Raw genomic sequence first — 25,636 nt, forward strand, 5'->3', positions numbered from 1 at the left:
CCTCATGACCTACGAGGAAGGATCGAGGGTCAGCGTGTTGCTCGCGTCTGCGTTGATGGCGGCCGGAGTGAAGAGCCACGGGCGACTCTCGTGGTCCCGCCAGAGCGGGGCCTGGTCGGTGTAGTTGGTGTGGAAGGCGTGACCGGATGCCCCGGTGAGGTTGATCCAGGTGGAGTCGTCGAAGTTGTCGAGGCTGACCACCTGCCGCATCGACGGTACCCAGTCCACCTGGTAGCCCCGCGTGGCATCCCAGCCGACCGCGTTCACGACGGCCGAGCCTCCGGCGAGCTCATAGGGCCCCCGGTTGAACAGCCACTCCAGCGGCGCGATCCCCGACTCGCCGAAGCTGGCATTCTTGAGCTCGAGCGTGTGGATGCCGCCCCACCGCCAGTCTGTGGGGTTTGAGCCCATCAGGTCGGCGGCCTCCGCTGCGGCGTCCGTCATCACCCGTCGCAACATGCTGTCCTCGCCGACTGTGCCGTAGGCGGGGTTCGACCACCACGGGGAGTTCGGCTGATCGAGCAGGCTGGTGACCACGGAGAACGCGCGGTCACCGCCGGTGAGGGCTGCGCCCGCATCGATCTTGCCGGTGAACATGTCTGTGAGCAGCGTGCGCCAGATCACGTTGAAGTACGCAGCCGCCGCACTGTCCGCATCGACGTGGTAGTCCCACCCGTCGAGCAGCCTCTGAGCCTGGGCGGCGTTGCCGCTGAGCCTCACCTGCTGCAAGGCAGGAACGAGAGATGCGGCAATGGCACTGTAATTGTCCCCCTGAATCTCACTCATCAACCGGCTGGTCAACGGGGTTTTCGCGGCGATGAGTTCTTGCAGCCGAGCCGTGATCTGGTTCGCCCGGTAGCCCAGATCCCAATCCGTGGTCAGCAGATAGGGATAACTTGCGTCGGCGGCCGCGTTATTGGCCGTGACGATGTACCCGCTCGGCGGATTGAACGTGCTCGGCAGGGCGTCAAAGGGAATGTACCCCGTCCAGCCGTACTGGCTGGTCCAGCCCGGCACAGGGAGCGTTCCGTTGCCGCTGGCCCGAATAGGAATGAGGCCGGGCGCCTGATAGCCGATATTTCCGTCGATGTCGGCATAGGTCAGATTCTGCGCCGGCACCTCGAACAGGGCGGCCGCGGCCCGAAAACTGGTCCAGTCGGTCGCCTGGTTCAGAGCGAAAATAGCGGATGCTGTTCGCCCCGGGGTCAGCGCCGTCCACTGCAACGACAGCTCATAGGTGGTCGGTTCAGCGCCGTCGATGGGCGGAGCGGGAGTTGGTAGCCCGGCCGCTGTGGGAAAGTCGCTCGCGATCTGGGGGTATGCGGTGCCTTCGAAACCGCTCAGGAGCGGACCACGTTCGGTGGCACGAATCTCGATTTTCACGTCGTCACCGCCAGCGACGGAAATCTTTTCGTCCCGCAGCAGCAGGGGCTTGGCCACACCGTCGAATTCGTAGCTGTCGCCGGTGACCTTCTCGATGTAGAGGTCAGCGACGTCGGGCCCGAGGTTGGTCAAGCCCCAGGCGATGCGCTCGTTGTGACCAATGATGATGCCGGGCATACCCGAGAAGCTGTACCCGGCGACGTCGAACGGACAGTCCACGGTGATCGACTGGCAGCGCAGCCCCACCTGATACCAGACCGACGGTAGCGCTGGCCCGAGGTGCGGGTCATTGGCCAGCAGGGGCATGCCGGTGTCGGTCAATGCGCCGGAGACCACCCAGGAATTGGAGCCGATCTCGCCGCCCGCCGGCCCGAGAAGCTCCGGCACCGACCCGAGGTGTGCGCGCAGTTCCGAGAGGGCTCCAGCGTAGGAGCTGACATCAGCGGGCTCCTGCGCAGCAGGGACATCCGTCGAATCTGTGCCCGGCTCGGCATCGGCCGGCGCCCCGGCCGACGGCACGGTCACGGCCTGGCTGCCGGTGATGGTGGGGTGCTGGCCGACCGGAAAGTCGGGGTGCAGCTGGTTCACCTCGGCGGGGGTGAGAGTGGTCGAGAGCAGCGCCCGGTCAATCTCGTCGTCAAGGTTGGAACGCAGGTCCCAGGCCATGGCCTTCAACCACGCAACCGAGTCGGCCGGGGTCCACGGTGCGACCTCATAGCCTGAGTTCTGGAAGCCGAGTACGGCATATTCGAGAGACAGGTCCGCGCCCTGATGGGTGTCGAGATAGGCGTTCACACCGTCGGCGTAGGACTGGTAATAGCCGAGGGTTACCGGGTCGAGCAGGGCTACTTCTTGCTCGGCGACGGCCCGCCAGCCCAGCGTGCGCACGAATGTGTCGGTGCCGACCTGGCTTTCTCCGAACAGTTCCGATAGGCGGCCGCTCGTGACGTGACGGCGAAAGTCCATCTCCCAGAAGCGGTCCTGGGCGTGCACGTAGCCCTCGGCCAGAAACAGGTCGGCCGCGGTCTTCGCCGTGATCTGAGGAATTCCGGCCTCGTCGCGGGTCACGGTCACCGCGCTCGACAGACCCGTGATGTCGACGGTGCCCGACAGAGTGGGAAACGACCGCGTGACCGTCCAGACGCCGAGCCCGGCAGCGACCAGGACGAGGCTGGCCACGACTCCGAGCGCAATCATCACGCGCCGAACGCGACGGTGGCCCGTACTGCGTGGTGCGTCGGTGCCCACAGCACTCCCTCGTGTGGTGGGCTACCCGAGTGGATGCCGCTTCTCGGATGCTAGCGGAACCCGCCGACATCCGCTGGGCACGAGGTACTACACGTGCAGCGCGGCGTTCAGGGTGATGCCGCTGCCCGTGCGTGCGAGCACCTCGACAGCGCCCGAGATGGAGTTGCGTCGGAACAGCAGGTTCGGCACGCCCGAGAGTTCGACCGCTTTCACCGTGGGCCGGGTGCCGTCTGCTGTGACCGGTTCGCCGACCAGAACAACCTTGGTGCCGGCCGTGACGTAGAGCCCGGCCTCCACAACGCTGTCCTCACCGATGGCGATACCCACACCGGAGTTAGCGCCGAGCAGGGCGCGGGCGCCGATCGAGATGCGCTGGGTGCCGCCCCCAGACAGAGTGCCCATAATGGATGCACCGCCACCGATATCGGCGCCGTCACCGACCACGACACCCTGCGAGATACGGCCCTCGACCATCGAGGAGCCGAGGGTTCCGGCGTTGAAATTGACGAAGCCTTCGTGCATCACGGTGGTGCCGGGGGCGAGGTGGGCGCCAAGCCGTACCCGGGAGGCATCCGCTATTCTCACGCCGGCCGGCACGACGTAGTCGAGCAGTGGCGGAAACTTGTCGACGCCGCTGGCCTGAATGCCGGCGCGCTGTAGGGTCGCACGCAGGCGCGCGAAGTCGACTGGCCGGATGGGGCCGGCGTTGGTCCAGACCACCGTCGGCAGGTGCGCGAAGATGGCGTCGAGGTTGATGCTGTTTGGCAGAACGAGCAGGTGGGACAGCAGGTGCAGCCGCAGGTAGGCATCCGACGTGCTCGCCGGTGCGGTGTCGAGCCTGATCTCCACAGTGACGGCCTCGAGGCGCACCGCACGGCGGGCATCATCGCCGGTCGCTTCGCTGAGCTCGGCCGGAACAATCCAGCGATCGCGGCCGGTCGGCAGCGCGCCGAGCGCCGGGGACGGAAACCAGGTGTCGAGCACGGTGCCGTCGGCGGTGGCAACGGTCGCTAGACCATACCCCCAGGCCTGGGTCGGTGTCGCGTCAGCAAGGGCGTTTTCGGAAACAACGGGGGGCATACCTCTAGATTAGTAGGGTGACTTCTACGACTCCGGCTCCGTCCACTCCCGCGAAACTCACCGTGCTTGACCTCACGGCCACGTCAATCGAACTGACCAGGCAAATCTGCGACATGGAGTCGGTCTCGGGCAATGAGACCGCCCTCGCCGACGCGATCGTCGCCGCCCTTGACGGGTTCGACCATCTCGAGATCATTCGCGACGGCGACACCGTCGTCGCCCGCACGAACCTGGGCCGCGCGCAGCGCGTCGTCATCGCCGGGCATATCGACACCGTGCCGCTCAACGGCAACCTGCCCACCCGCTACGAGACCATCGATGGCACCGAGTACCTCTGGGGCCGCGGCACCGTCGATATGAAGGCCGGCGTGGCTGTGCAGCTGAAGCTCGCCGCCGAACTGAGCAGCCCCGGAGTCGACGTGACCTGGATGTGGTACGACCACGAAGAGGTCTCCGACGACCTCAACGGCCTTGGCCGTCTGGCCCGCAACCGTCCCGACCTGTTCGCGGGCGATTTCGCCATTCTCGGCGAGCCGACCAAGAGCCAGGTCGAGGGCGGCTGCAACGGCAACCTGCGCGTGGAAATTCGAACCTTTGGCCTGCGCTCGCACTCCGCGCGCAGCTGGGTCGGCGACAACGCCATCCACAAGGCCGCCCCGATACTCAACATTCTGGCCCAGTACCAGGCTCGCGAGGTCGAGGTCGAAGGCCTCGTCTACCGGGAAGGACTGAACGCGGTCGGCATCACCGGCGGCGTCGCCGGCAACATCATCCCCGACGAATGCATGGTGCACGTCAACTACCGATTCGCCCCGAGCCGCAGCGGCGACGACGCCGTCATCCACCTGCGCGAGCTGTTCGCCGGCTACGAGCTCACCGTCGTGGACCGCGCCGAGGGCGCCCGCCCCGGCCTCGACGCCCCCCTCGCCCGAGACTTTTTGAACGCCGTCGGCGGCGTCGCCACGCCCAAATACGGCTGGACCGACGTCGCCCGCTTCTCCGCCCTCGGTGTTCCGGCCGTCAACTATGGCCCCGGCGACCCGCTCAAGGCGCACGCCGACGACGAACGCGTGGCCGTAGCCGAGATCACGGCCTGCGAAAACGGCCTGCGCGCCTGGCTGAGCCCTTCCGTTCGCTAACCACACTCACACGCCCGATGACTGAGCGGATGCTCCGCACACCGCCGCCCCGCCGGCTGCCAGCCTCCTGGCACGCGCGCTACCGGCTGGCCCCGTGGTGGGGCAAGGTCTTTGTGGTCTGGGCACTGTCGCGCCTGGTCACCACGAGCCTCGTGCTGGTGTTGGCGAGCGTGCAAGGGCCCAACGCCTGGACCGGCGCGAGCCCGAAATACACCGATTTCGCGACCATGTGGGATGGCCGCTGGTACAACATCGTCGCCGTCGGCGGCTACCCGAGCGTGCTGCCGATCACCGATACCGGGCAGATCGGCGAGAACGCCTGGGCGTTTATGCCGGGCTACCCGGTTGTTGTCCGGCTGCTCATGGAGCTGACCGACTCTTTGTGGGCACCGGTGGCCGTGTTCGTGTCGGTCGCGTTCAGCCTCGGCACCGCGTTACTGTTCTACCGCCTGATGGCGCGGGTGCAGTCACCGGCCACGGCCCTGTTCGCGGTCGTGCTGTTTTGCGTTGCCCCGCTGTCGCCGATTCTGCAGTTCGCCTACGCCGAATCGATGTACCTATTTTTTCTGACCCTCGCGCTCTATCTGCTGCTCCAACGCCGCTACTGGCTGCTCTACCCCGTCATCGCGGTGATGGCGCTGACCCGGCCGAGCGGGCTCGCTTTCGCCCTCGCACTCGGGCTGCACGTGATCCACCGCTTCGTCACGCGATCCCGCGACCCGTTTCCCGTTCGAGAGCGGATGCTGGCGGCATCCGTCGCCCTGTTCAGCGCGCTGATGGGACTTGCCTGGCCGGTCGCCGCCTGGGTGGCGACCGGCGACCTGTGGGCCTACACCGACACAGAGCTGGCCTGGCGGGCACCGTACATCGGCTACCAGGAGCTCGTGCCCTTCACTGCCTGGTTTCAGAGCGGTGTCTGGTGGCTGGGCAACCCGTGGGGCGTCGTCGTGGTCACCGCCCTTATTCTGGCCTTCGCGCTCCTGCTGTTCACGCCGGCGGTGCGGCGGCTCGGCATCGACCTTCGGCTGTGGCTGACCAGCTACGGGCTGTACCTGCTCGCCGTGTTCTTTCCGCAGTCCAGCACGTTTCGGCTGCTCATGCCGCTGTTTCCGCTGCTCGGCGCGGCCGCGCTGCCGCGCAGCCGAATCTACCGGGTATCGATCGTGCTGCTCTTCGTGGCCGGCCAGTGGGGCTGGCTGCTGATCTGCTGGGGCGTGGACGGGTACGACTGGACTCCGCCGTAAAGAGCCGCCACAAACCCCAGATCTGACACCCAGTCCGATCCGAATTTACGTCTCGGGCCGAGATAGTCGATAATAGGGATACAAAGACGAATGGAAGGGGAGTTCATGGCGGCCATGAAACCACGGACCGGAGACGGTCCAATGGAGGCTGTAAAAGAGGGGCGCCTGATCATCGTGCGTGTACCGCTCGAAGGTGGGGGTCGGCTCGTGGTCTCAGTCAATGACGCCGAGGCCAAGGAACTTCACGATGCACTCGCCGGGGTTGTCGCGGCCGTGAAATAGCCTCGTGCCGGCGTGAACTCGTGCTGGCGTGAACTCGTGGTGGCGTGAACTCGTGATGGCGTGAACTCGTGATGGCGTGAACGACGTGTGAGACGCGGAACGGCCGCGCAGTGACTGCGCGGCCGTTCTTGTGTGTGACGGCGCCTCAGGCGCGCAGCTTGGTGATCTGCAGCAGACCATCGCCGACGGGCGAGAGGGCGCTGATCACGGCGCTCGATGCGGCGATCTCGGTCAGCAGCGTACGAAACCCGGTCGCGACATCGTCGCGCTGGGCCGGGTCGGCCACGCGGCCGCGCCAGAGGGCGTGCGCGACCAGCACGGTTCCGCCCGGACGGGCCAGGCGCAGCCCGTGCTCGACGTATTCGATGACCGACTGCGGGTCGGCGTCAATGAATACAATGTCGTAAGAATTCTCATTCATGCGCGGGAGCACTTCGCCGGCCTTGCCGGTGATGAGGCGCACCCGGTTGGCCGGAATCTTTGCCTCGGTGAAATTCGCCTTGGCGTGCTGCAGGTGGTCGACCTCGGTATCGATCGAGGTGAGGGTTGCGCCGGGCGCTCCGGTCAGCAGCCAGATGCCCGATACTCCGGCACCCGTACCCACCTCCAAGATGCTGCGCGCCCCGGTCGCGGCCGCCACAACGGCCGACTGCGCCCCGACGGAGGGGGCGATCGCATCGATTCCCAACTCGAGGGATTGCTGGCGCGCTCGGGCGATGGCTTCGGACTCCACGACACAGTCGTCGGAAAATTTCCAGTTCAATTCAATGTCAGACACAAATAACTCCAGTAGATGATTAGGTCAAGACTAGGGCCGGGGCGCGTGTGGTCTGTGGATGCCTCGCCGGGCAGTTACTCTAAGGACATGTTTGGGCTGACGTTCGAGAAGATACTTCTGATCGGGATCATCGCTGTCTTCTTGCTCGGCCCCGACAAGCTACCGCACTATGCCGCCCAACTCGCTCGACTTGTGCGCCAGCTGCGCGATATGGCCAACGGTGCCAAAGACCGCATGCGCGACGAAATGGGTCCGGAATTCGACGATCTGGACTGGAAAAAACTGGACCCGCGCCAGTATGACCCGCGCCGCATCATTCGGGAAGCCCTCGCCGACGAAGACCCATTCAAGGAACAGTCCGCGACGATTTCCCGCGCCGAACCCAACCCCGACGGCGCCTATCTGAAACGCAAACGTGCCCGGGAAGCGGCTCTGGCCGCGCTCGAGCCGGCCCCGTTCGATTCTGAGGCCACGTAAGGCACACCATTCGTTCGCAAAGGAGTCTCGATGTCTCAAAGCCCGCCAACGCTTCGGCGCGTCAAGAAGAAGGTCTACGAGGCCGAACTGGCCCGCCTGCAGGCCGAACTGGTCACGATGCAACAGTGGGTGAAGGCATCCGGTACCCGGGTCGTGGTGATCTTCGAGGGCCGCGATGCCGCAGGCAAGGGCTCGACGATCAAACGCATCACCGAGTACCTCAACCCGCGCGTTGCGCGCATCGTGGCTCTGCCGATGCCCACCGAACGCCAGCGCGGCCAGTGGTATTTTCAACGCTACGTCGAGCATCTGCCGTCGACCGGGGAGATCGTCCTGATGGATCGCTCCTGGTACAACCGGGCCGGCGTCGAACGGGTCATGGGCTATTGCACCTCCGATGAATACCGCCGCTTTCTGCACCAGGCGCCACTATTCGAACGGATGCTCGTCGAAGACGGAATTCTGTTGGTCAAGTACTGGTTCTCGGTGTCGGACCTGGAGCAGGAACGACGTTTTCGTTCCCGCCTGAACGACCCGATGCGGCGCTGGAAGCTCTCCGAAACGGATGTGCTGTCGATCACCAAATGGGTTGACTATTCCAAGGCGAAAGATGAGATGTTCGTGCACACCGACATCGCCGAAGCACCCTGGTGGGTGGTGGAGAGCGAAGACAAGCGGGCATCTCGCCTGAACGTGATCAGCCATCTGCTCTCGCTCGTGCCGTACGAGAAGTTCGACCCGCCCAAGGTGCGCATTCCGCCGCGACCGCCGGCCTCCGACTATGAGCGGCCGCCGCGCGAAGAGAACCACCAGATTCCCGACCACGCGGCGACGCTGATCAAGCCCAAGGATTAGGCGTCAGCGAGGCCTGAGCCCGAGGCTGAGGCCGGCCAGGCCCCGGGCGCGTGTCTTCATGCTGTGAGCCAGGCGCAGAATGGCGCGGGCGGCGGGGTCGTCGGGCGCGCCGAGCACAACGGGCAGCCCGGCATCTCCTCCTGTGCGCAGCGGTACGCTCAGCGGTACCTGTGCGAGCACCGGCACCGGGACGGGCTGACCCAGCGACAAGCGCCGAGCCACCTCAGCGCCGCCACCCGAGCCGAACAGTTCGAGCAGGCTGCCGTCGGGCTGTACCATCGCCGACATGTTCTCGATCACGCCGTAGACGCTCTGCCCGGTCTGCCGGGCCACGATTCCGCTGCGTTCAGCGACATCCGCCGCCGCCGCCTGCGGGGTGGTCACGACGATGACCTCGGCGTGCGGCAGCAGCTGGCCGACCGTGATGGCGACGTCGCCGGTGCCCGGTGGCAGGTCGAGCAGCAGAACGTCCAGGTCGCCGAAATACACGTCGGTGAGAAACTGTTTGATGGTGCGGTGCAGCATCGGTCCGCGCCAGGCGACCGCGGCCGACGCATCGTCGATGAACATGCCGATCGAGATGATCTTTACGTCGTGCGCGATCGGCGGCAAGATCATGTCTCCGACCTGGGTCGGCTTCACCGCGAGCCCGTCGTGCACGAGGCCGAGCAGGCCTGGAATGCTGAAGCCGTGTACGTCGGCGTCGACGATGCCCACTCGGAGGCCCTCGCCGGCCAGTGCGACCGCCAGATTTGCGGTGACGGTGGACTTGCCCACGCCGCCCTTGCCGCTCGTGATCGCGTACACCCGGGTGAGGGATTCCGGACCGAACTGCACGCTGCGTTCCACCTGGCCGCCGCGCAGCTTCTCGGTGAGCGCGGTGCGCTGCTCCCGCGTCATGATCGCGACCTCGACGCTTGCGCGACCTGCGCCCGACACCGACTCGGCGGCGGCCAGAACGTCGCTCTCAATGCGCTGGGCGGCCGGACAACCGGCAATGGTCAAGCGGATTCCGACGGTCACCTGCCCCGTCTCGGTCACCGTCACGCCCGACACCATGTCGAGATCAGTGATGGGCTTGCGAATCTCCGGATCGGTCACCCCGGCCAAAGCGGTGAATACTCTCGAGCGGATGCTGTCGGTCAGGGGAGCAGGACTCATACGTGTGGGCGGCTTTCCGTGGTGCTTTGTTCAGGGTCGTCATCGGACGGACTGCGCTCGTCTAAATGCTCGAGCAACGCGCGCAGTTCCGCGCGAATGAAATCCTTCGAGGCCATATCCTTGATTGCTATACGCAGGGCCACGACCTCGCGGGCGAGATATTCGGTGTCGGCGAGGGTACGTTCGGCCCGCTGCCGGTCCTGTTCGAACTGCACCCGGTCGCGGTCGTCCTGCCGGTTCTGCGCGAGCAGAATCATCGGCGCGGCATAAGACGCCTGCATCGACAGCACGAGGGTCAGCGCGATGAACCCGAGCGCGACGGAGTCGAATCGCCACGCCTCCGGGGCGAGCGTGTTCCACGAGATCCAGGCGACGGCGAACAGGGTGAGCCCGAGCAGAAACCACGGGGTGCCCATGCCGCGGGCGATGGCCTCGGTGAAACGGCCGAACTGGTCACGGCTGTGGCCGTTGCGGCCGAGACCCACGATGTTGCTGGTGCGCAGCCCCTTGGGCGCGTCCAGGCGCAGGTCGGCGCGGTTATTGCGGGCCACGAGACGTCCTTTGCGCTCCGGGCAGCGGAATGCTGCCGGTTCTCAGTTCGCTGCGGGCGGCGGCACGGCGGCGCACATCATCGTTGCCGTCGTGGCTGCGCCAGTCGTCGGGCAGCAGGTAGTCGAGCACGTCATCAATCGTCACCACCCCGACCAGTCGGTAGTTCTCGTCGACCACGGGCACCGAGACGAGGTCGTAGCTCGCGAGAATGCGGCTGACCTCAGCCGCCGAGGTGTCGGCGGTCACCGGGTCCAGCCCGGCGTCGAGCAACGTGCCGAGGCGTTCGTGGGGCGGGTAGCGCAGCATCCGCTGAAAATGCACCATACCCAGAAAGCGACCGGTGGGCGCTTCGTAGGGCGGTAGGGTGACGCAGATCGCTGCGCCGAGGGCCGGCGCCAGGTCGTGACGACGGATGCGCGCAAGCCCCTCTGCGACGGTGGCATCGGCCGAGACGATGATCGGCTCGGTCGTCATGAGCCCACCGGCGGTATCGGGGGCGTAGGAGAGAAGAAACCGCACGTCTTCGGCCTCTTCGGGCTCCATCAAATCGAGCAGCTGCTCGCCGCGCTCCTCGGGTAGCTGGGCGATGAGGTCGGCCGCGTCATCGGGCTGCATCTGGTCGAGCACATCGGCGGCGCGGGCGTCGCCGAGACTGGTCAGAATGCCGACCTGGTCGATTTCGGGCATTTCCTCGAGCACATCGGCGAGACGATCATCGGGCAGCTCACCGGCCACCTCGAACATGCGCTCGCGCGGCAGGTCCAGCAGGGTATTGGCGAGGTCAGCCGGTTTGAGGTCGGAATAGGTCGCGATGAGGTGCTCGGCGGACTGAGCCTGCCCCTTGGTTTCTTTCTCGCGCACCTCAGCCCAGGTGGCGAAAGTCGTGACGCCCTTGACGAACGGCGAGGCGCTGGTCTTGGGGCGGCGCACAAACAGCTGGCTGATCGCCCAGTCGGCCTCGGTGCCTTCCTTGATCGCGACATCCTCGATGGTCGCTTCACCGGAGCCGTCAGTGAAGAGCACCTTGCGGCCGAGCAATTCGGCGATGACGCGCACTTCGCCGCCGCGCTGTTCGTAACGGCGCACGTTGATCAGACCGGTCGTGATGATCTGGCCACTACCGATGCTGGTGACCCGGTTGATCGACACAAAAACGCGTCGTTTACCCGGGATCTCCACGATCAGACCGACGACGTTGGGCGGGTCGTTTTTTCGATACACCACGAGAACATCGCGCACCTTGCCCACGCGGTCGCCCGCGGGGTCGAAAACGGTGCACCCGGCCAGTCGGGCAACAAAAACTCTGGTGGCACTCACAAGACAAATGTAGGCCACTGGCCTGATAATACTTCCCCAGCACGAACGGTTCGTCATTTTCGCCAGACAGCCATCAGCTGCGCAGCCGGGTCGACGTGAAAGAATGGCGCTATGAGCAACCAGAGCCTTTTCTCCCGTCGCCGCCCGGTGTTGCCCCCCGTGTTGCCGCGTGGGGAGGTGCTCGCCACCTACAGCACGTATGCCGACGCGCAGGCCGCGGTCGACATTCTCGCGAAGGCCGATTTTCCAGTGAAGCAGCTCTCGATCGTGGGCAACGACCTCAAGAGTGTTGAGCGGGTGACCGGCAAACTCACCTACGGCCGGGTCGCACTCGCGGGGGCAGCATCCGGCGCCTGGCTCGGAATCTTTTTTGGAATTCTGTTTTTTCTGTTCTCACCGACCGGGTCAAGCCTGCCGTTCGTGGCTGCAGCCCTCATCATGGGTGCCGGGTTCGGCATGCTGCTGGGCATCGCGAGCTACGCCATCAACCGGCGCCGGCGTGACTTCACGTCGACCATGCAGGTCATTGCGAGCAACTACCAGCTCATCGTCGACGCCGAACTGGCGAACCGTGCCCGTAACCTGCTCGGCGGTCTGAACGAAGCTGAGCCCCGCGTTGTTCCTCCCGCCCCCGACTAACGGCCCCGTTAGCGCTGGGCGGCGGCTATCCAGGCCTCGACCTCGGTGGCGGTACGCGGTATGGCGGCGGAGAGGTTCTCGGCACCGGTTTCCGTCACCAGGATATCGTCTTCGATGCGCACGCCGATGCCACGGAACTCGGCGGGAACGGTGAGGTCGTCTGGCTGAAAGTACAGCCCCGGTTCGATGGTGAAGACCATGCCCGGTTTGAGCACCCCGTCCATGTACATGTCACGTCGTGCTTGAGCGCAGTCGTGCACGTCAATGCCGAGGTGGTGGCTGGTGCCGTGCACCATGTAGCGGCGGTGCTGACCATTTTCCGGCTGCAGGGCTTCCTCAGCGGTGACCGGGAGCATGCCCCATTCAGCGGTGCGCCGGGCTATGACGGTCATCGCCGCGGCGTGCACGTCGCGAAAGACCGCGCCGGGACGAACGACGGCGAGGGCGGCATCCGCTGCTTCGCGTACGGTTTCGTAGACCAGACGCTGCACCTCGCCGTAGACGCCGTTGACAGGCAGGGTGCGGGTGATGTCGGCGGTGTAGTAGCTGTCGAGTTCCACGCCGGCGTCGATGAGAATAAGGTCGCCGGGGGCGACAACGCCGTCGTTGCGAGTCCAGTGCAGAATGCAGGCGTGCGGACCGGAAGCCGCAATGGTGTCGTAGCCGACCGTGTTGCCGTCGCTGCGGGCCCGGGTGTTGAAGACTCCCTCAACGAGGCGTTCGCCGCGGGCGTGCACGCTCGAACGGGGCAAATCAGAGATCACATCGTCGAAACCGCGGGCAGTGGCCGCGACGGCCAGGCGCATCTGCGCAATCTCCCAGACATCCTTCACGAGGCGCAGTTCGGAGAGGTCGCGGGCCAACGCCGCGTCGGGCTCATGCTCGGTGTTGATCTCAATGCTGAACGGAGAGTCGGTGGCGTTAGTGCCGAGTACGCGTTCGGCGGCGAAACGCAGGCGGGCTTCGTCCACTTGCTCGGTGAACGTCGGGTCGGCTTCACGCAGCACGAGCGTTTCACTGTCGACGGCGCGCAGCACGGCCGCGAGGTCGGCGATACCGCGTACGTCGAGGGCGAGGTCGCTGGCGACCTGCGCGACCGAGGGGCGTGAGCCGATCCAGAATTCGCCGATGTCGGGGTTGGCGTAGAACTCGTCGGAATCGCGGCCGGCACGCTCTCGAAAGTATAGGGTCGCGTCGTGGCCGCCGGCGGCAATCGGTTCGAGCACGAGCACGGCGCCGGGTTCGCTGTCGCTGCCCCAGCCGGAGAGGTGGGCGAAGGCGGAGTGGGCGCGGAAGGCGTAATCGGTGTCGTTGGAGCGCTGCTTCAACCGGCCGGCCGGAATGATCAGGCGCTGTCCCGGATACTGCGCCGAGAGGCGTGCGCGGCGTGCGGCGGCGAAGGGCGCCTGGTCGCGGGCCGGAGGCAGAACGTCGGTACGGTCGGCCCATCCGCTCGAGATGAACGATTTGAAACCGGTGGATCCCGGTGTCGTCGAACGGTTCTCGTTCGAGCGCGCGGCGGGAGTACGAGCGGGAGCAGTGCTATCAGCCATTCCCCCATTCTCGCACCGCACTCTGGGCACTGGCCGATCGGGTTCGTGCAGATGCTGCGACCAGCGGATGCTAGGCGACTGGGGTGAGCGTGGCCACGATCGGGCGGTGGTCGCTGCCGGCGCCATCGAGCGTCTCAATGACCTGCAGCGCGGTCACCTGCCAGTTCGGGGTGGCCATGACATGATCGATCGGGCTGCCGAGCGGTGCGGGAATGCTGGTGGGCCAGGTGCCGACGGCTGCCGCACCGGCCGACAACGCGGTATCCGCACAGTTACCGAGCACAGCGCCCGCGCCCCCATTCGAGCCGCCATTCGAGCCGCCGCCCGCGCGGCCGGCCATGTGGTCGAGCGTGGAATTGAAATCACCCGCCATGATCACATTATCGCCCTGGCACTTTGTGGCGAGCCAGTCGAGGTCGCTGCGCCAGTTCGACATCTCAAACTGAATCGGGGCAACGGCGTGTACGGCCACAATGGTCGGGCCGCGGCCATCCACCGGTTCGGCCACGACGGTCGGCAGCACGTTGGTATTGCCGGGAGGGCCGGACCCCGCCGCATTGCTCACGACATAGTCGCCGAGGTCGGGGCTGATCAGCAGCGTCGTGGACCGCGCCTTCGACACCAGATCGAAGGCGAGCGTGTGCACCCACATCGGGCGGCCGGCGTCGCGCATCGCCTTGGCGATCAGAATGCCGGCCTCTTCCGTGGTCTCGGGCAGGGTCACGACGTCGACGTTCTGGGCCACCGCGAGGTCGGCGATGATCGCGGCGCCGGGAGCGTCGCCGAGCGTGTTCCAGCTGAGCACGGTGACGGAGTCGGTATTCGCTTCATTGCCGACCTGCGCGGTACTCACCTGCGCGGTGCTCACCTGCGCGGTGCTGGCGGTGAAACCGCGGGTGGCCAGAATGCCGACATTGGCCACACCGAACAAAACGAGCAACACCATGGCCATGCCGAGGGTTCGGCGCAACGGGCGAATGAACATCAGTAGCCCGAGCAGAACGATGCCCACGACCGCGCCGATCACGGCGATCGCACGGAACGACACGAGGTGGGCGACGACCCAGGTGTTGTGCAGACCGAACGCCTGCGGCCAGGTCAGGACCAGCAGAAGACCAGCCGCACCGATCAGAATCAGCGCTCGGATAAGTCGTGTGAACATTGTGCTGAACCCTAGATCAGAATTCTGGGGAATGACCAGTCGCTCGGGTATCGGCACCGCGGCCAACGGCCAGATGGTGGCCAACTAGCATGGGGACATGGCAGTCTCGCGGCAATTCCATGGTCCGATCGACCTGCATGCACACTCGAGCGTGTCGGATGGTACCGAGACTCCCGCGGAACTCGTGCGCGCTGCGGCCGCGGCGAAGCTCGGCACCATCGCCCTGACCGACCACGACTCGACGGCCGGTTGGGCCGAGGCATCCGCTGCCGCGCGCACCGAACACCTCACACTTATTCCTGGAATGGAATTTAGCACCCGGGTGCAGTATGCCAGTGTGCATCTTTTGGCATATCTCTTTGATCCGACCGATTCGGCCCTGCTGGCGGAGATGACCCGGGTACGCGCCGCACGCCTCACCCGGGCCGAGCAGATGGTCGCCCGCATCGGCGCCGACTATGACCTCAGCTGGGACGACGTGCTCGCCCAGACCACCCGCGATTCGACCGTGGGGCGGCCGCACATCGCCGACGCTCTCGTGGCGCGCGGCCATGCCCTCAATCGCAGTGCGGCCTTCGCCGACATCCTGCACTGGAAGGCCGGCTACTTTCAGCCGCACTACGCGCCCGACCCGTTGCGGGCGATCGAGCTCGTGCGGGCCGCCGGGGGAGTGTCGGTCATCGCCCATCCCGCCACGCGCGGTGTCCGGGACGTCGTCGCGGAATCCCGGCTGAAGACCCTGGTTGAGGCCGGACTGTTCGGTCTCGAACTGGGCCACCGCGAGAACCGGCCGGAACCCACCGCGCGACTCTCCGAACTCGCCGCCAAATTCGGCCTGTTCGTCACCGGCTCAAGCGACTACCACGGCACCGGCAAACCCAACCGGCTCGGCGAGAACACGACCGCCCCCGAGGTGCTCGAGCGCATCATTATCGAGGGCCGCGGCTCGGAACCCGTCTATGGCTGACTCTTTCGGCAGTGGATGCCGCGGCGCCGCACGCGGCACTGCGCGGGGAACTGCGCGGGGAACTGCGCGGGGAACTGCGCGGGGAACTGCGCGGGGAACTGCGCGGGGAACTGCGCGGGGAAAACAACGGCGCCCGCCCCGAGACCGCCGCGGCCGAAACGGCGGCAGCCCGGGTGCCGGGCGCGGATGGTTCTGATCAGCTATCAGATGGCGCTGCCGGCCTGCGGCGAGCGACGACGGGTGCGGCTACGACGAAGCGGGGCATTGTTGCCGTCGTGGTGCTCGGCTCCGCCACCATCGTGTGTGCCGGCTGCGGGTGTTGCGGCTGGGGCATCCGGGTTGGTGCTGGAACCGACGCGGGTGCGTGAGCGGGTGGGCCGACCAGCGTCGTCGGCCCCGGTGGCTACCGGGCTCGTTGCCGTGCGGTCGGAGCCGCGCGCAGAATCTCCACGGCCGGAACCGCGGCTGCCCTCAGAACGGCCCCCCTCGGAGCGGCCCCGCTCAGAGCGGCCGCCCTCGGAGTGTCCGGACCGCGAAGCACCGGACCGACTCAATTCAGAACGGCTGCCGGCGCCGGAGCGTGCCGCGCCGGAACGGCCGGCGCCGCCGGTGCGACCCTCGCCAGCGACGACATCCTTCACCGGGGTTGCGCGCAGACGGCCCTTGGATCCGGCCGGAATGTTCAGGTCGGTGTATAGGTGCGGCGACGACGAGTAGGTTTCCATCGGTTCCGGCTGGCCGAAGTCGAGTGCCTTGTTGATGAGCGACCACTTGTGCAGGTCATCCCAGTCGACGAAAGTTACGGCGATACCGGTCTTACCGGCGCGGCCGGTGCGGCCGACACGGTGCAGGTACGCCTTCTCGTCTTCGGGAATGGTGTGGTTGATCACGTGAGTGACGTCTTCAACGTCGATGCCGCGAGCGGCGACATCCGTTGCGATGAGAATTTCTTTTTTGCCGGACTTGAAGCTGGCCATGGCGCGTTCGCGCTGTTCCTGGTTCAGGTCGCCGTGCACGGCCGTGGCGTTGAAGCCGCGATCGCCGAGCTCTTCGACGAGCTTCGCGGCGGCGCGCTTGGTGCGGGTGAAGATGATGGTTTTGCCGCGGCCCTCGGCCATGAGGATGCGGCCGATGACCTCGTCCTTGTCCATGTTGTGGGCGCGGTAGACGAGGTGCTCGATGTTGGCCTGCATGAGGCCTTCGTCTGGGTCGGTCGCGCGAATGTGAATCGGACGATTCATGAAGCGGCGTGCCAGGGCCACGATCGGTCCGGGCATCGTCGCCGAGAACAACATGGTGTGGCGGGTCGACGGGGTCTGCGCGAAGAGTTTTTCGATGTCGGAGAGAAAACCGAGGTCGAGCATCTTGTCGGCTTCGTCGAGCACCATTTCGCGCACGTTGGCGAGAGTGAGCAGACGCTGGCTGGCGAGGTCGAGCAGGCGGCCGGGGGTACCGACGACGATCTGCGCGCCGGCCTTGAGCTGTTCGATCTGACCCTCGTAGGCCTTGCCGCCGTAAATGGAGACGATCTTGGTGTTGCGGCCCGCAGCAGCGAGTTCGAGGTCTTCGGAGACCTGCACGCACAGTTCGCGGGTCGGAACGACGATGAGCGCCTGTACACCGGGCTCGGGGTCGAGGCCGAGGCGCTGAATGACGGGAAGGCCGAAGCCGAAGGTTTTGCCGGTGCCGGTTTTGGCCTGACCGATGATGTCTTGGCCGCCCAGGGCGAGGGGGATGGTCTGGGTCTGGATGGGAAACGGTTCGAGGATGCCCTTGGCGGCGAGGGAGTCGACCATGTCCTGGTCAATATTGAGTTCCGAGAAAGTCACGAATGTATGCCTGTCATTAACTGGAAGCGACGTGCGCCCGTTTTTGCGACTCGGGCAGCGGCCGCCGATCCTTGTCGACGACGTGATTCCACCTTACTGCCCCGTCTGTACCGCGGCCACAGGCGCGCTGTCCTAAGCTAAGCCAGTGGTCACGTGGTTCGGTCGGCGCCCGCAGCGCAATGAAGCTCCGCGGCTTTCCGCCCGCGGGGCGCTCCAGCCAACCGAAAAAGTGGACATCAGTTCGCTTGCGCCGAGCGTGCGGCACTTTCTCGGCCAAGCCGCGTACAGCGAGCTGGGAGAGTTCGAAAGCCTGGCCCGCGCCGTCGCGACCGCGCCGAACCTCGCCGTGAAGGAGGGCCTCAGCGCCGCCGCTGGTCGAGCCCTGAGCAAGCATCACGGACTGATCACCGAAATTCGCCGTCGCGGGCACGAGCCGGCCACCGAGATGGCCCCGTTCGTCGCGGGCCTCGATGAGTTTCGCCGCAAGACGGGCGGCGCCGACTGGCACGAGCTGCTGCTGAGCTGTTACCTCGCCGGTGGCCTGCTCGATGATTTCTTCATTCGACTGTCGGACGGCCTGCCGCGCGACATCGGGCCCCGGGTGGCGCAGTTGCTCGGCGAAGGTTCCGGTACCGACGTGCTCGTGCACGAGCTGCAGACCGCCATCGAAAACGACGTGGCACTCGGCTCCCGGCTGGCCATGTGGGGCCGACGGCTCGTCGGTGACACCCTGCTCGTGGCGCGGTCGGCCATGCCGGCCGCCGACCCTGCTGGCGGGGCCGAGGCGCGCATCGAACCGGTCTTCACCGAGATCATCGCCGCGCACACCCGCCGCATGGACGGCCTCGGGCTCACCGCATAGTCGTACGGCCTGGCAAAGCCGCCGAACACCTACGCGGTGTTGGGGGATCCGGTTTTGGCCAGTGCCTGCAGCATTCGCTGGTCGGCGTGAATACGTCGCCGACTGATCACGAGATTCAGCGTTACGCCTGAAGCGGCGGCCGCCCCGAGGGACACCCACCAGATCCACCCGCCGGCCCAATTCCAGCCGAGCCAGGTCAATCCGACCCACACCGCGGATGCCGCGACCGTTCCGATCGCCGGAACCAGCACCGAACCCTGGGTGGCTCGACCGGGCAGAAAATACCGCGCGGCGAGACCAATGACCGCCCCGAACAGAGCGACGAACAGAAGCTCCATGGCTGGTTACGCGACGAAACCGACGCGGCGCGATTCTTCGCTGCCGAGTTCGACGTAGGCGAGTCCCACCGTCGGAACGATGTACACGCGACCCTTGCTGTCGCTGAGCTTCAGATAACCGGTCTGGCCGGAGAGGGCCGCTGCAACGGTCTCCTCGATCTCGGTCGCTGGCTGCGAAGTCTCAAAACCGATCTCCCGGGGAGAGTTGAAAATACCAATGCGAATATCCATCGAACTGCCTTTCGTAGCCTTGCGCCCAGAGTACGACAGAACACACCAGTGCCCTGACCAGTTCACTGTCGGCGCAACCCGATACCGTTGAATTGTGACTAACCACAGCCTCGACGCCGCCCAGCAGGCCGTTCTCGACCTCGCCGACGGGGTGAGTGCCGCGGTGATCGGCGCGCCCGGCTCCGGCAAGACGACCACGCTCGTCGCACTCGTGGCCGACCGGGTGCTGAACCGGGGTTATTCACCGAGCGAGGTGCTGGTGATCGTGCCGACCCGTACCGGTGCTACCGCCCTGCGCGACCGGATCGCGCTGCGCCTCGCGGTACCGACGAACGGGCCGCTCGCTCGCAGCGCGAACTCGGTGGCCTTTCAGATTGTGCGTTCGGCTGTCGCCCAGAACGGCGGGCCGACGCCGACGCTGCTCACCGGTGGCGAACAAGATCAGATCATCGCCGAGCTGCTTCAGGGCCACCTCGATGATGGAGAACAGGCCGGCCCGGCGTGGCCGACCACTCTCGGCCCCGACGTACGCCGCCTGCGCGGTTTTCGCACCGAACTGCGCGACCTCATGATGCGCGCCGTGGAATACGGTGTGACCCCCGACCAACTGCAGCGTTTCGGCCTCGGTCGGCCGGAGTGGATCGCCGCGGCCGAGTTCATTCGCGGCTATGAGGAGGCCAAGGACCAGGCTCGCCCCGGCCAGTACGACTCCACCGAACTGGCCCGCTACGCCGCCGCCATCGTGGCCGGCGCGGCGGCCGGACCGGCCGGTGTGGCAACGCTCGGCTCGCTCGCCGGTCTGCGCGTGATCGTGCTCGACGACGCTCAGGAAGTCACCCAGGCCACCCTCACCCTCCTGGCACAGTTTCGGTCTCGCGGGGTGGCGATCATCGCACTCGGCGACCCCGACATCAGCACCGGCTCATTCCACGGTGCGCACCCGGATGCCCTTGGTCGCCTCGGCTCGTACCTCGCCGCCGACGATTCCCGCGTGGCTGCGCCGATCGTGCTGCAGACCGTCTACCGGCACGGGGCAGATATCCGTCGGGTTATTCAGGAGATCACCAGCCGGATCGGTGCGGCCGCGGCGGGAACCCAGCGCGCAGCTACCAGCGTCGAACCGGTCGGTTCGGATGCCGCCGCCGCCGATGCCGCCGCCGATGCCGCCAACGATGCCGCCGCCGCCGATGCCACCGACGATGCCACCGACAGCGTGGCCGATGGCCTGCGTAACCAGTCCGTGCGCACCGTTGTCGCAACCAGCCCGGCCGATCAGCTCGCGGTGATCGCCCGGCTGCTGCGAGAACGCCACGTGATCAACGAAACACCGTGGTCACGCATGGCCGTGATCGTGCGCACCGGATCGCTCGTGCCGTCGATCTCCAAGGGGCTCGCCGCGCTCGAGGTGCCGACCCAGGTCTCGACCCCGAGCTCGGCACTACGCGACGAGTACGCGGTGAAGGCGTTCATTCTGGCCCTCGAGGTGACCCTCGGTCGCAAAGCGCTCGACCCCGGTGCGGCCATCGAGTTGCTGCGCGGCCCGTTTGGCGGGCTCGACCCGATCACCCTGCGCCGGCTGCGGGCCGCGCTCCGCCAACAGGAGCTGGGCCACGACATCCCCACCCCGCGCAGCGCGGACGAACTGCTCGTCGCCGCCCTGCACGACCCCGAGCTGCTCGCCGCCATCGACAACCGCACCGCCCGCCGCGCGGCCGGCTTTGGTGCCAGCCTGCGTCAGGCCGCGATCGAATACGAGGCCGGCGCCACCATCGAAGAGCTGCTCTTTGGCCTGTGGCAGCGCAGCGGTCTCGACCGCGAATGGAAAGAACAATCCACCGGCACCGGAATCGTCGCCGACGAGGCCAACCACAACCTCGACGCCGTCGTCGCCCTGTTCTCGGCCGCGCAACGGTACGTCGAACGCACCCCGTCGGCCCCGCCGGTGTTGTTCCTCGAACACCTCGTCGACACCGACGTACCCGAAGACACCCTTGCCCCGCGCGCCCTCGGTGCGGCCGTCACCGTGTCCACCCCGAGCGGCACCATCGGGCGCGACTTCGACATTGTCGTGCTCGCCGGCGTGCAGGCCAACGTCTGGCCTGACCTGCGCATTCGTGGCTCCCTGCTCGGCGCCGGCGACCTCGCCCTGATCGCCTCCGGGCAACACGCCATCGGCATCGACGCCCGTACCGCGGTGCTCCATGACGAACTGCGCATGTTCGCCCAGGCCGCCAGCCGCGCCACGACCGAACTGCTCATCACCTCCGTCAGCAATGAAGAAAACGAGCCGTCGGCGTTCCTGCGCTTGCTGCCGCAGCCCGACCCCGAGCGCGGTGTCGACGATCTGGCCCGCTACCCCCTGTCGCTGCGCGGCCTGGCCGGTCGCCTGCGCCGCGACCTGACCCGCGCCATCCGCTCGCCGGCCCGCGCCGATTCCGAGACCGCCGCCCGGGCAGCGGATGCCGCGGCCACGCTGGCCCGCCTGGCCCACGAAAACGTGCCCGGCGCCGCGCCCGATCAGTGGTATGGACTGACCGATCCGAGCACCTTACGGCCGCTCAACGACCCGGAGGCTGGAGATCAGCCGGTGCGCGTCTCACCGTCGCGAATGGCGGCGTTCGAAACCTGCCCGCTGCACTGGCTGATCGGCCAGGTCAGCGGCGGCAGCTCGAACACCGCCGCGAACCTCGGAACGATCATCCACAAAGTCATGGAGGACGCGACCGAGCATCGGCCCGACACCCTCTGGCAGGCGGTGGAGGCCCGCTGGAACGAACTCGACTTCGACGCCGACTGGCAGTCGCGCGTGCAGAAGGTCGCTGCCAGGGCGCTCACCGATCGGCTCGCCTCCTACCTGCTCGATTTTGAGCACGGCGGGGGTGAGCTACTGAGCGCCGAGGGCACCTTTCAGCTGGAAGTGAGCGGCGCCGTGCTGTCGGGCACTATCGACCGGGTCGAACGCCAGGCCGACGGCCGGGCCGTGATCGTCGACCTGAAAACCGGCAGGGGCGACGCAACGAGCGATGATGGCGTCGCCGAGCATCCGCAACTCGGCGCCTACCAGCTTGCGTTCCAGGAGGGTGTTATCGAGGGCGTTCCCGGGGACATGACCCTGGCCGGTGCCCGCCTGGTCATCGTCTCGTCCGGCACGGTCAAGCAGAACTATCGCAATCCCACCCAGCCCGCCTTCACCCCGGAGCAGCTCGATGCTTTTCGTACCCGGGTCGGTTCGGACGCGGCTGGCATGGGCGGCGCCACTTTCATCGCCGAGATCACCTCGCACTGTCTCGACCCGCGGTCCCACGGGTTCTGCCGCATCCACGTCATCAAGCAGGTCAGCTCATGAGTCTGAATCCGACGGGTACCACGGTCTCGGCCCTCGACATTGCCGTCCAGCTCGAACTGCCGCCGCCCACGGCGGAACAGCAGGCGGTCATCGAGGCGCCGCTCACCCCCACCCTGGTGGTCGCCGGTGCCGGCAGCGGCAAAACCGAGACCATGGCCAACCGGGTGCTCTGGCTGCTCGCGAACGACCACGTCCGCCCTGACCAGATTCTCGGCCTCACCTTCACCCGCAAGGCCGCCGGCGAACTGGGGGAGCGCATCAACAAACGCATCTCCGAACTCGAACGGGTCGGCCTCATGCCGATCACGGCCGGACCCGATGACGGCACGTTCGCCGCGTCCTCCGACCTGTTCAACACCCCGAGCGTCTCCACCTATAACTCCTTCGCCAGCCGGCTCTTCACCGACAATGCCCTGCTGCTCGGCCGCGAACCGGAGTCGGTGCTGCTGAGCGAAACGAGCGCCTGGCTGCTCGCCCGGCGCGTCGTCATCGATCACGGCGATGGTCGCCTCGTACCGTTCGGCAAGAGCCTCGACCTCGTCACCGATGCCGTGCTACAGCTCAGTCGAGCCCTCGCCGAGAACCCACCGGCCTGGTACAACGGCGCGCCGGGAGCCCCGCACGATCTCGCCGGCGTGGCCGAGAGTTTCACCTACCTGGCCGATCTGCCCTACGGCAACCCGCGCAAGAAGATCCCGTACGGCTCGGTACTTGATTCCCTGGCCGCGGTCGCACCGCTGCCGGTACTCGCCGAACTCGCCGCCCACTACGGCAGCGAGAAACGCCGTCTCGGGCTGATCGAATTCTCCGACCAGGTTGCCCTGGCGCTGCAGGTGTGCCAGAAGGTCGATGCGGTCGTTGGCCGCTACCGCGACCAGTACCGGGTCGTCCTCCTCGACGAATACCAGGACACTTCGGTGTTGCAGACCGAACTGTTGCACACCCTGTTTCGCAACCACCCGGTGATGGCCGTCGGCGATCCGCACCAGTCCATTTACGGATGGCGCGGCGCCAGCTCCGCAAACCTGCTCGGCTTTGCGCGCGATTTCAGCCCGGCAGTAACTGTCCCGACCATGTCGCTGTCCTTCACCTGGCGTAACCCCGCCCGCGTACTCGACGCCGCCAACGCCCTCGTCGCCCCGCTGAGCGAGGCGCTGCGCGCCAAACCGGGCGGAATCCAGGTCGAAACGCTCAAAGTCCCGGCCGAAACCCGAGCCGGCGCTGTCGACGCGCTCATGGCGGAAACCATTTCCGAGGAGGCCGGCGCCGTCGCCGACTGGTTCGCCGCCCGGTTGATCGGTGACCACACCGGCGCCATGCTGTTTCGTGCGCGTCGTGAGATGGACTACTTCGCCGAGGTGCTGCGGGCACACGGCGTGCGCGCCCACGTGCTCGGCCTCGGCGGGTTGCTCTCCACACCGGAGGTCACCGACGTCGTGAGCGTGCTGCGCGTCGTGCACGACCCCGCCGCTGGCAGCGAACTGGTGCGCCTGCTCAGCGGCGCCCGATATCGTGTGGGCGCACGCGACCTGCAGGCGCTCGCCGACGTAGCCCGGTGGCTGGCCGCGCACGACTGGGCGCACAAGGCCATCTCGGCCGACCTGCGGGGCAAGCTGCGGGCATCCGTCGCAGGTGAAGAGGGCAGCTCGCTCGTCGATGCACTCGACTTTCTCGGCACGGCACCCGACTCCCACGGCCAATTCGCCGGGTTCAGCGAGCTCGGACGCGCCCGTGTGCAGTCGGCCGGCCGGCAACTGGCCTGGCTGCGGTCTCGTGCCGGCCTGCCGCTGCTTGACTTCGTGCGCCTGATCGAGCAGGAATTTCGGCTCGACATCGAACTGACCGCGAATGAGGCCAACGATCTCGGCCTCGCCAACCTGTATTCCTTCCACGACACGGTGGCCGCCTTCCTTGACAGCGACGAGCAGGGCACCCTGGCCAGCTTTCTGCGCTGGCTCAAGCGCGCGGAGCTACAAGACGACCTCGGCCCGCGCGCCGAACTGTCCGAACAGGGCACCGTGCAGTTGCTCACTATCCACGGCGCCAAGGGCCTCGAATGGGACTTCGTCGCCATTCCCAACCTCGAAGAGAAGAGCCTGCCCGCGGCCTCCCGCGATACCAGCGGTTGGCTGCGCTTCGGCGAACTGCCCTACGGTTTTCGCGGCGACCGGTCTGAGCTGCCCGAGCTCTACGTCGGCGGGCACGACACCCAGCTCGACTACGACACCGCGTACCAGACCTATAAAGCTGAATTGGCGACGCGGCACGACGACGAAGAACGTCGCCTCATTTACGTGGCCACCACCCGCGCCAAGCGTGAACTGCTGCTGACCGGCTCGTTCTGGGGCCCGGGACTAACCGTTCGGCGGCCCAGCCGCTACCTCGTGGAACTCGCCGCGGCCGGGCTCCTGCCGAACCTGCCCGACACGAGCGCTGAGGCCGACAAACCCGACTCCGCCGACGATGGCACCGAACTGTGGCCGTTCGACCCGCTCGGCACCCGCCGGGCGCTGGTCGAGGCCGCCGCGACCCGGGTGCGGGGCAGCGAAGCGGATGCCCCCACCCGCTGGTCCCACGCGGTCACCCTGCTGCTCGAGGAACGTGCCCTGCGGCTGGCCGGCGGCGCGGTTGCCCCCGTTCCCACCCGCATCCCGGCCTCTCGCTTCAAGGACTACGTCGACGACCCGGCCGCTGTCGCCGCCGAACTGCGCCGGCCTATGCCGCAGCGCCCCTATCGGGCCACCCGGCTCGGCACCCTGTTCCACTCCTGGGTCGAACGGCGCGCCGGCGGCGCCACCGGCACAGACCGCGTCGATGCGGGCCTGAACGAGCTGGACTTCGGCGATGACGACGGGGGTACCGGCACACTCAGCGACCTCGCCGTGCCCGAGCGGGAGCAGTTCGCGGTACTGCAGGCCACCTTCGAACGTTCCGAGTGGGCCGAGCGACGGCCCGTCGACGTCGAGATTGAAATTCACCACGTGCTCGGCGGCCAGGTCTTCGTCTGCAAGCTCGACGCCGTCTACCGCACCGAGACCGGGTATCAGGTCGTCGACTGGAAAACCGGGCGGGCACCCAAGAACGACGCTGATCTCGAGCTGAAGCAGACCCAGCTCGCGCTTTACCGGCTGGCCTACGCCCGCTGGAAGGACGTCGATCCAAGCCGTGTCGACGCCGTATTCTACTTCGTGGC

The 25,636-nt window shown here is 66.7% G+C and carries 20 protein-coding genes and 1 pseudogene; 10 read left to right on the top strand and 11 right to left on the bottom strand.

Annotated elements, in window-relative coordinates; translation table 11 throughout:
- Positions 1–9: 9 nt before the first annotated feature.
- Both IWX77_RS04355 and dapD read right to left on the bottom strand, forming a co-directional pair.
- Positions 10–2,580, bottom strand: coding sequence for a penicillin acylase family protein (locus IWX77_RS04355; RefSeq protein WP_196843331.1), 2,571 nt, complete (start codon positions 2,578–2,580; stop codon positions 10–12).
- A gap of 138 nt (positions 2,581–2,718) precedes the next feature.
- On the bottom strand, positions 2,719–3,711 hold the full coding sequence (gene dapD / locus IWX77_RS04360) for a 2,3,4,5-tetrahydropyridine-2,6-dicarboxylate N-succinyltransferase (protein WP_196843287.1): 993 nt from the start codon (positions 3,709–3,711) through the stop codon (positions 2,719–2,721).
- Positions 3,712–3,728: 17 nt separating this feature from the next.
- Between dapD and dapE the strand changes: the two genes are divergently transcribed.
- From dapE to IWX77_RS04375, 3 genes are all read left to right on the top strand, one after another.
- Positions 3,729–4,850 carry a succinyl-diaminopimelate desuccinylase gene (gene dapE, locus IWX77_RS04365; protein WP_327012051.1) on the top strand — a complete coding sequence of 374 codons (1,122 nt, stop codon included), beginning with the start codon at positions 3,729–3,731 and terminating at the stop codon, positions 4,848–4,850.
- A 29-nt stretch (positions 4,851–4,879) separates the two neighbouring features.
- Positions 4,880–6,094: a mannosyltransferase family protein gene (locus IWX77_RS04370; RefSeq protein WP_297412648.1), complete on the top strand. Its 1,215-nt coding sequence runs from the start codon at positions 4,880–4,882 to the stop codon at positions 6,092–6,094.
- Positions 6,095–6,199: 105 nt separating this feature from the next.
- Entirely contained in the window at positions 6,200–6,376 is a 177-nt protein-coding gene (locus IWX77_RS04375; RefSeq protein ID WP_104084115.1) for a DUF3117 domain-containing protein, read from the top strand.
- 145 nt (positions 6,377–6,521) lie between these two features.
- Here the strand turns inward: IWX77_RS04375 and IWX77_RS04380 are convergent, their stop codons facing one another.
- The gene (locus IWX77_RS04380) at positions 6,522–7,154 is read right to left on the bottom strand and encodes an O-methyltransferase (protein ID WP_196843289.1); all 633 of its coding nucleotides are present in this window, start codon (positions 7,152–7,154) and stop codon (positions 6,522–6,524) included.
- Positions 7,155–7,241: 87 nt separating this feature from the next.
- Between IWX77_RS04380 and IWX77_RS04385 the strand changes: the two genes are divergently transcribed.
- Positions 7,242–7,631 carry a sec-independent translocase gene (locus IWX77_RS04385; protein ID WP_196843290.1) on the top strand — a complete coding sequence of 130 codons (390 nt, stop codon included), beginning with the start codon at positions 7,242–7,244 and terminating at the stop codon, positions 7,629–7,631.
- Between the two features lie 30 nt (positions 7,632–7,661).
- The gene (gene ppk2, locus IWX77_RS04390; protein WP_196843291.1) at positions 7,662–8,486 is read left to right on the top strand and encodes a polyphosphate kinase 2; all 825 of its coding nucleotides are present in this window, start codon (positions 7,662–7,664) and stop codon (positions 8,484–8,486) included.
- Positions 8,487–8,489: 3 nt separating this feature from the next.
- Here ppk2 and IWX77_RS04395 read toward each other — a convergent pair whose 3' ends face one another.
- The 3 genes from IWX77_RS04395 to IWX77_RS04405 are packed head-to-tail and all read right to left on the bottom strand — an operon-like array spanning position 8,490 to position 11,516.
- Positions 8,490–9,647: an Mrp/NBP35 family ATP-binding protein gene (locus IWX77_RS04395; protein WP_196843292.1), complete on the bottom strand. Its 1,158-nt coding sequence runs from the start codon at positions 9,645–9,647 to the stop codon at positions 8,490–8,492.
- On the bottom strand, positions 9,644–10,198 hold the full coding sequence (locus tag IWX77_RS04400; protein WP_196843293.1) for a DUF1003 domain-containing protein: 555 nt from the start codon (positions 10,196–10,198) through the stop codon (positions 9,644–9,646). Before IWX77_RS04400 ends, IWX77_RS04395 begins: the two co-directional genes overlap by 4 nt.
- On the bottom strand, positions 10,185–11,516 hold the full coding sequence (locus IWX77_RS04405) for a magnesium transporter MgtE N-terminal domain-containing protein (protein ID WP_196843294.1): 1,332 nt from the start codon (positions 11,514–11,516) through the stop codon (positions 10,185–10,187). Before IWX77_RS04405 ends, IWX77_RS04400 begins: the two co-directional genes overlap by 14 nt.
- A 111-nt stretch (positions 11,517–11,627) precedes the next feature.
- Between IWX77_RS04405 and IWX77_RS04410 the strand changes: the two genes are divergently transcribed.
- Positions 11,628–12,155 (top strand): general stress protein, encoded by a 528-nt coding sequence (locus IWX77_RS04410; RefSeq protein ID WP_196843295.1) that lies wholly within the window; start codon positions 11,628–11,630, stop codon positions 12,153–12,155.
- An 8-nt stretch (positions 12,156–12,163) separates the two neighbouring features.
- On the opposite strand, the gene IWX77_RS04415 is transcribed toward IWX77_RS04410, so the two are convergent.
- Both IWX77_RS04415 and IWX77_RS04420 read right to left on the bottom strand, forming a co-directional pair.
- On the bottom strand, positions 12,164–13,708 hold the full coding sequence (locus IWX77_RS04415; RefSeq protein WP_196843296.1) for an aminopeptidase P family protein: 1,545 nt from the start codon (positions 13,706–13,708) through the stop codon (positions 12,164–12,166).
- A 70-nt stretch (positions 13,709–13,778) separates the two neighbouring features.
- Positions 13,779–14,870, bottom strand: a complete 1,092-nt coding sequence (locus IWX77_RS04420; RefSeq protein ID WP_196843297.1) for an endonuclease/exonuclease/phosphatase family protein — start codon at positions 14,868–14,870, stop codon at positions 13,779–13,781.
- Between the two features lie 97 nt (positions 14,871–14,967).
- Here IWX77_RS04420 and IWX77_RS04425 point away from each other — a divergent pair, with 97 nt between their 5' ends.
- The gene (locus IWX77_RS04425; RefSeq protein ID WP_196843298.1) at positions 14,968–15,837 is read left to right on the top strand and encodes a PHP domain-containing protein; all 870 of its coding nucleotides are present in this window, start codon (positions 14,968–14,970) and stop codon (positions 15,835–15,837) included.
- 203 nt (positions 15,838–16,040) lie between these two features.
- On the opposite strand, the gene IWX77_RS04430 is transcribed toward IWX77_RS04425, so the two are convergent.
- Positions 16,041–17,666: a DEAD/DEAH box helicase gene (locus tag IWX77_RS04430; protein WP_196843299.1), complete on the bottom strand. Its 1,626-nt coding sequence runs from the start codon at positions 17,664–17,666 to the stop codon at positions 16,041–16,043.
- Positions 17,667–17,895: 229 nt separating this feature from the next.
- Between IWX77_RS04430 and IWX77_RS04435 the strand changes: the two genes are divergently transcribed.
- Positions 17,896–18,528: a ferritin-like fold-containing protein gene (locus tag IWX77_RS04435; RefSeq protein WP_297412653.1), complete on the top strand. Its 633-nt coding sequence runs from the start codon at positions 17,896–17,898 to the stop codon at positions 18,526–18,528.
- Between the two features lie 29 nt (positions 18,529–18,557).
- Here the strand turns inward: IWX77_RS04435 and IWX77_RS04440 are convergent, their stop codons facing one another.
- Together IWX77_RS04440 and IWX77_RS04445 are read right to left on the bottom strand one after the other, a co-directional pair.
- Entirely contained in the window at positions 18,558–18,866 is a 309-nt protein-coding gene (locus tag IWX77_RS04440; RefSeq protein WP_196843301.1) for a hypothetical protein, read from the bottom strand.
- 6 nt (positions 18,867–18,872) lie between these two features.
- Entirely contained in the window at positions 18,873–19,097 is a 225-nt protein-coding gene (locus tag IWX77_RS04445) for a DUF3107 domain-containing protein (RefSeq protein WP_092108379.1), read from the bottom strand.
- Between the two features lie 94 nt (positions 19,098–19,191).
- Here IWX77_RS04445 and IWX77_RS04450 point away from each other — a divergent pair, with 94 nt between their 5' ends.
- Positions 19,192–22,443: an ATP-dependent helicase gene (locus IWX77_RS04450; protein ID WP_327012050.1), complete on the top strand. Its 3,252-nt coding sequence runs from the start codon at positions 19,192–19,194 to the stop codon at positions 22,441–22,443.
- A pseudogene (locus tag IWX77_RS04455) lies at positions 22,440–25,616 on the top strand (UvrD-helicase domain-containing protein); the annotation flags it as partial. The gene IWX77_RS04450 and the pseudogene IWX77_RS04455, both read left to right, overlap by 4 nt.
- Positions 25,617–25,636: the final 20 nt, after the last annotated feature.

It is taken from the genome of Cryobacterium sp. CAN_C2 (genome assembly GCF_015751745.1).
Lineage (GTDB): Bacteria > Actinomycetota > Actinomycetes > Actinomycetales > Microbacteriaceae > Cryobacterium.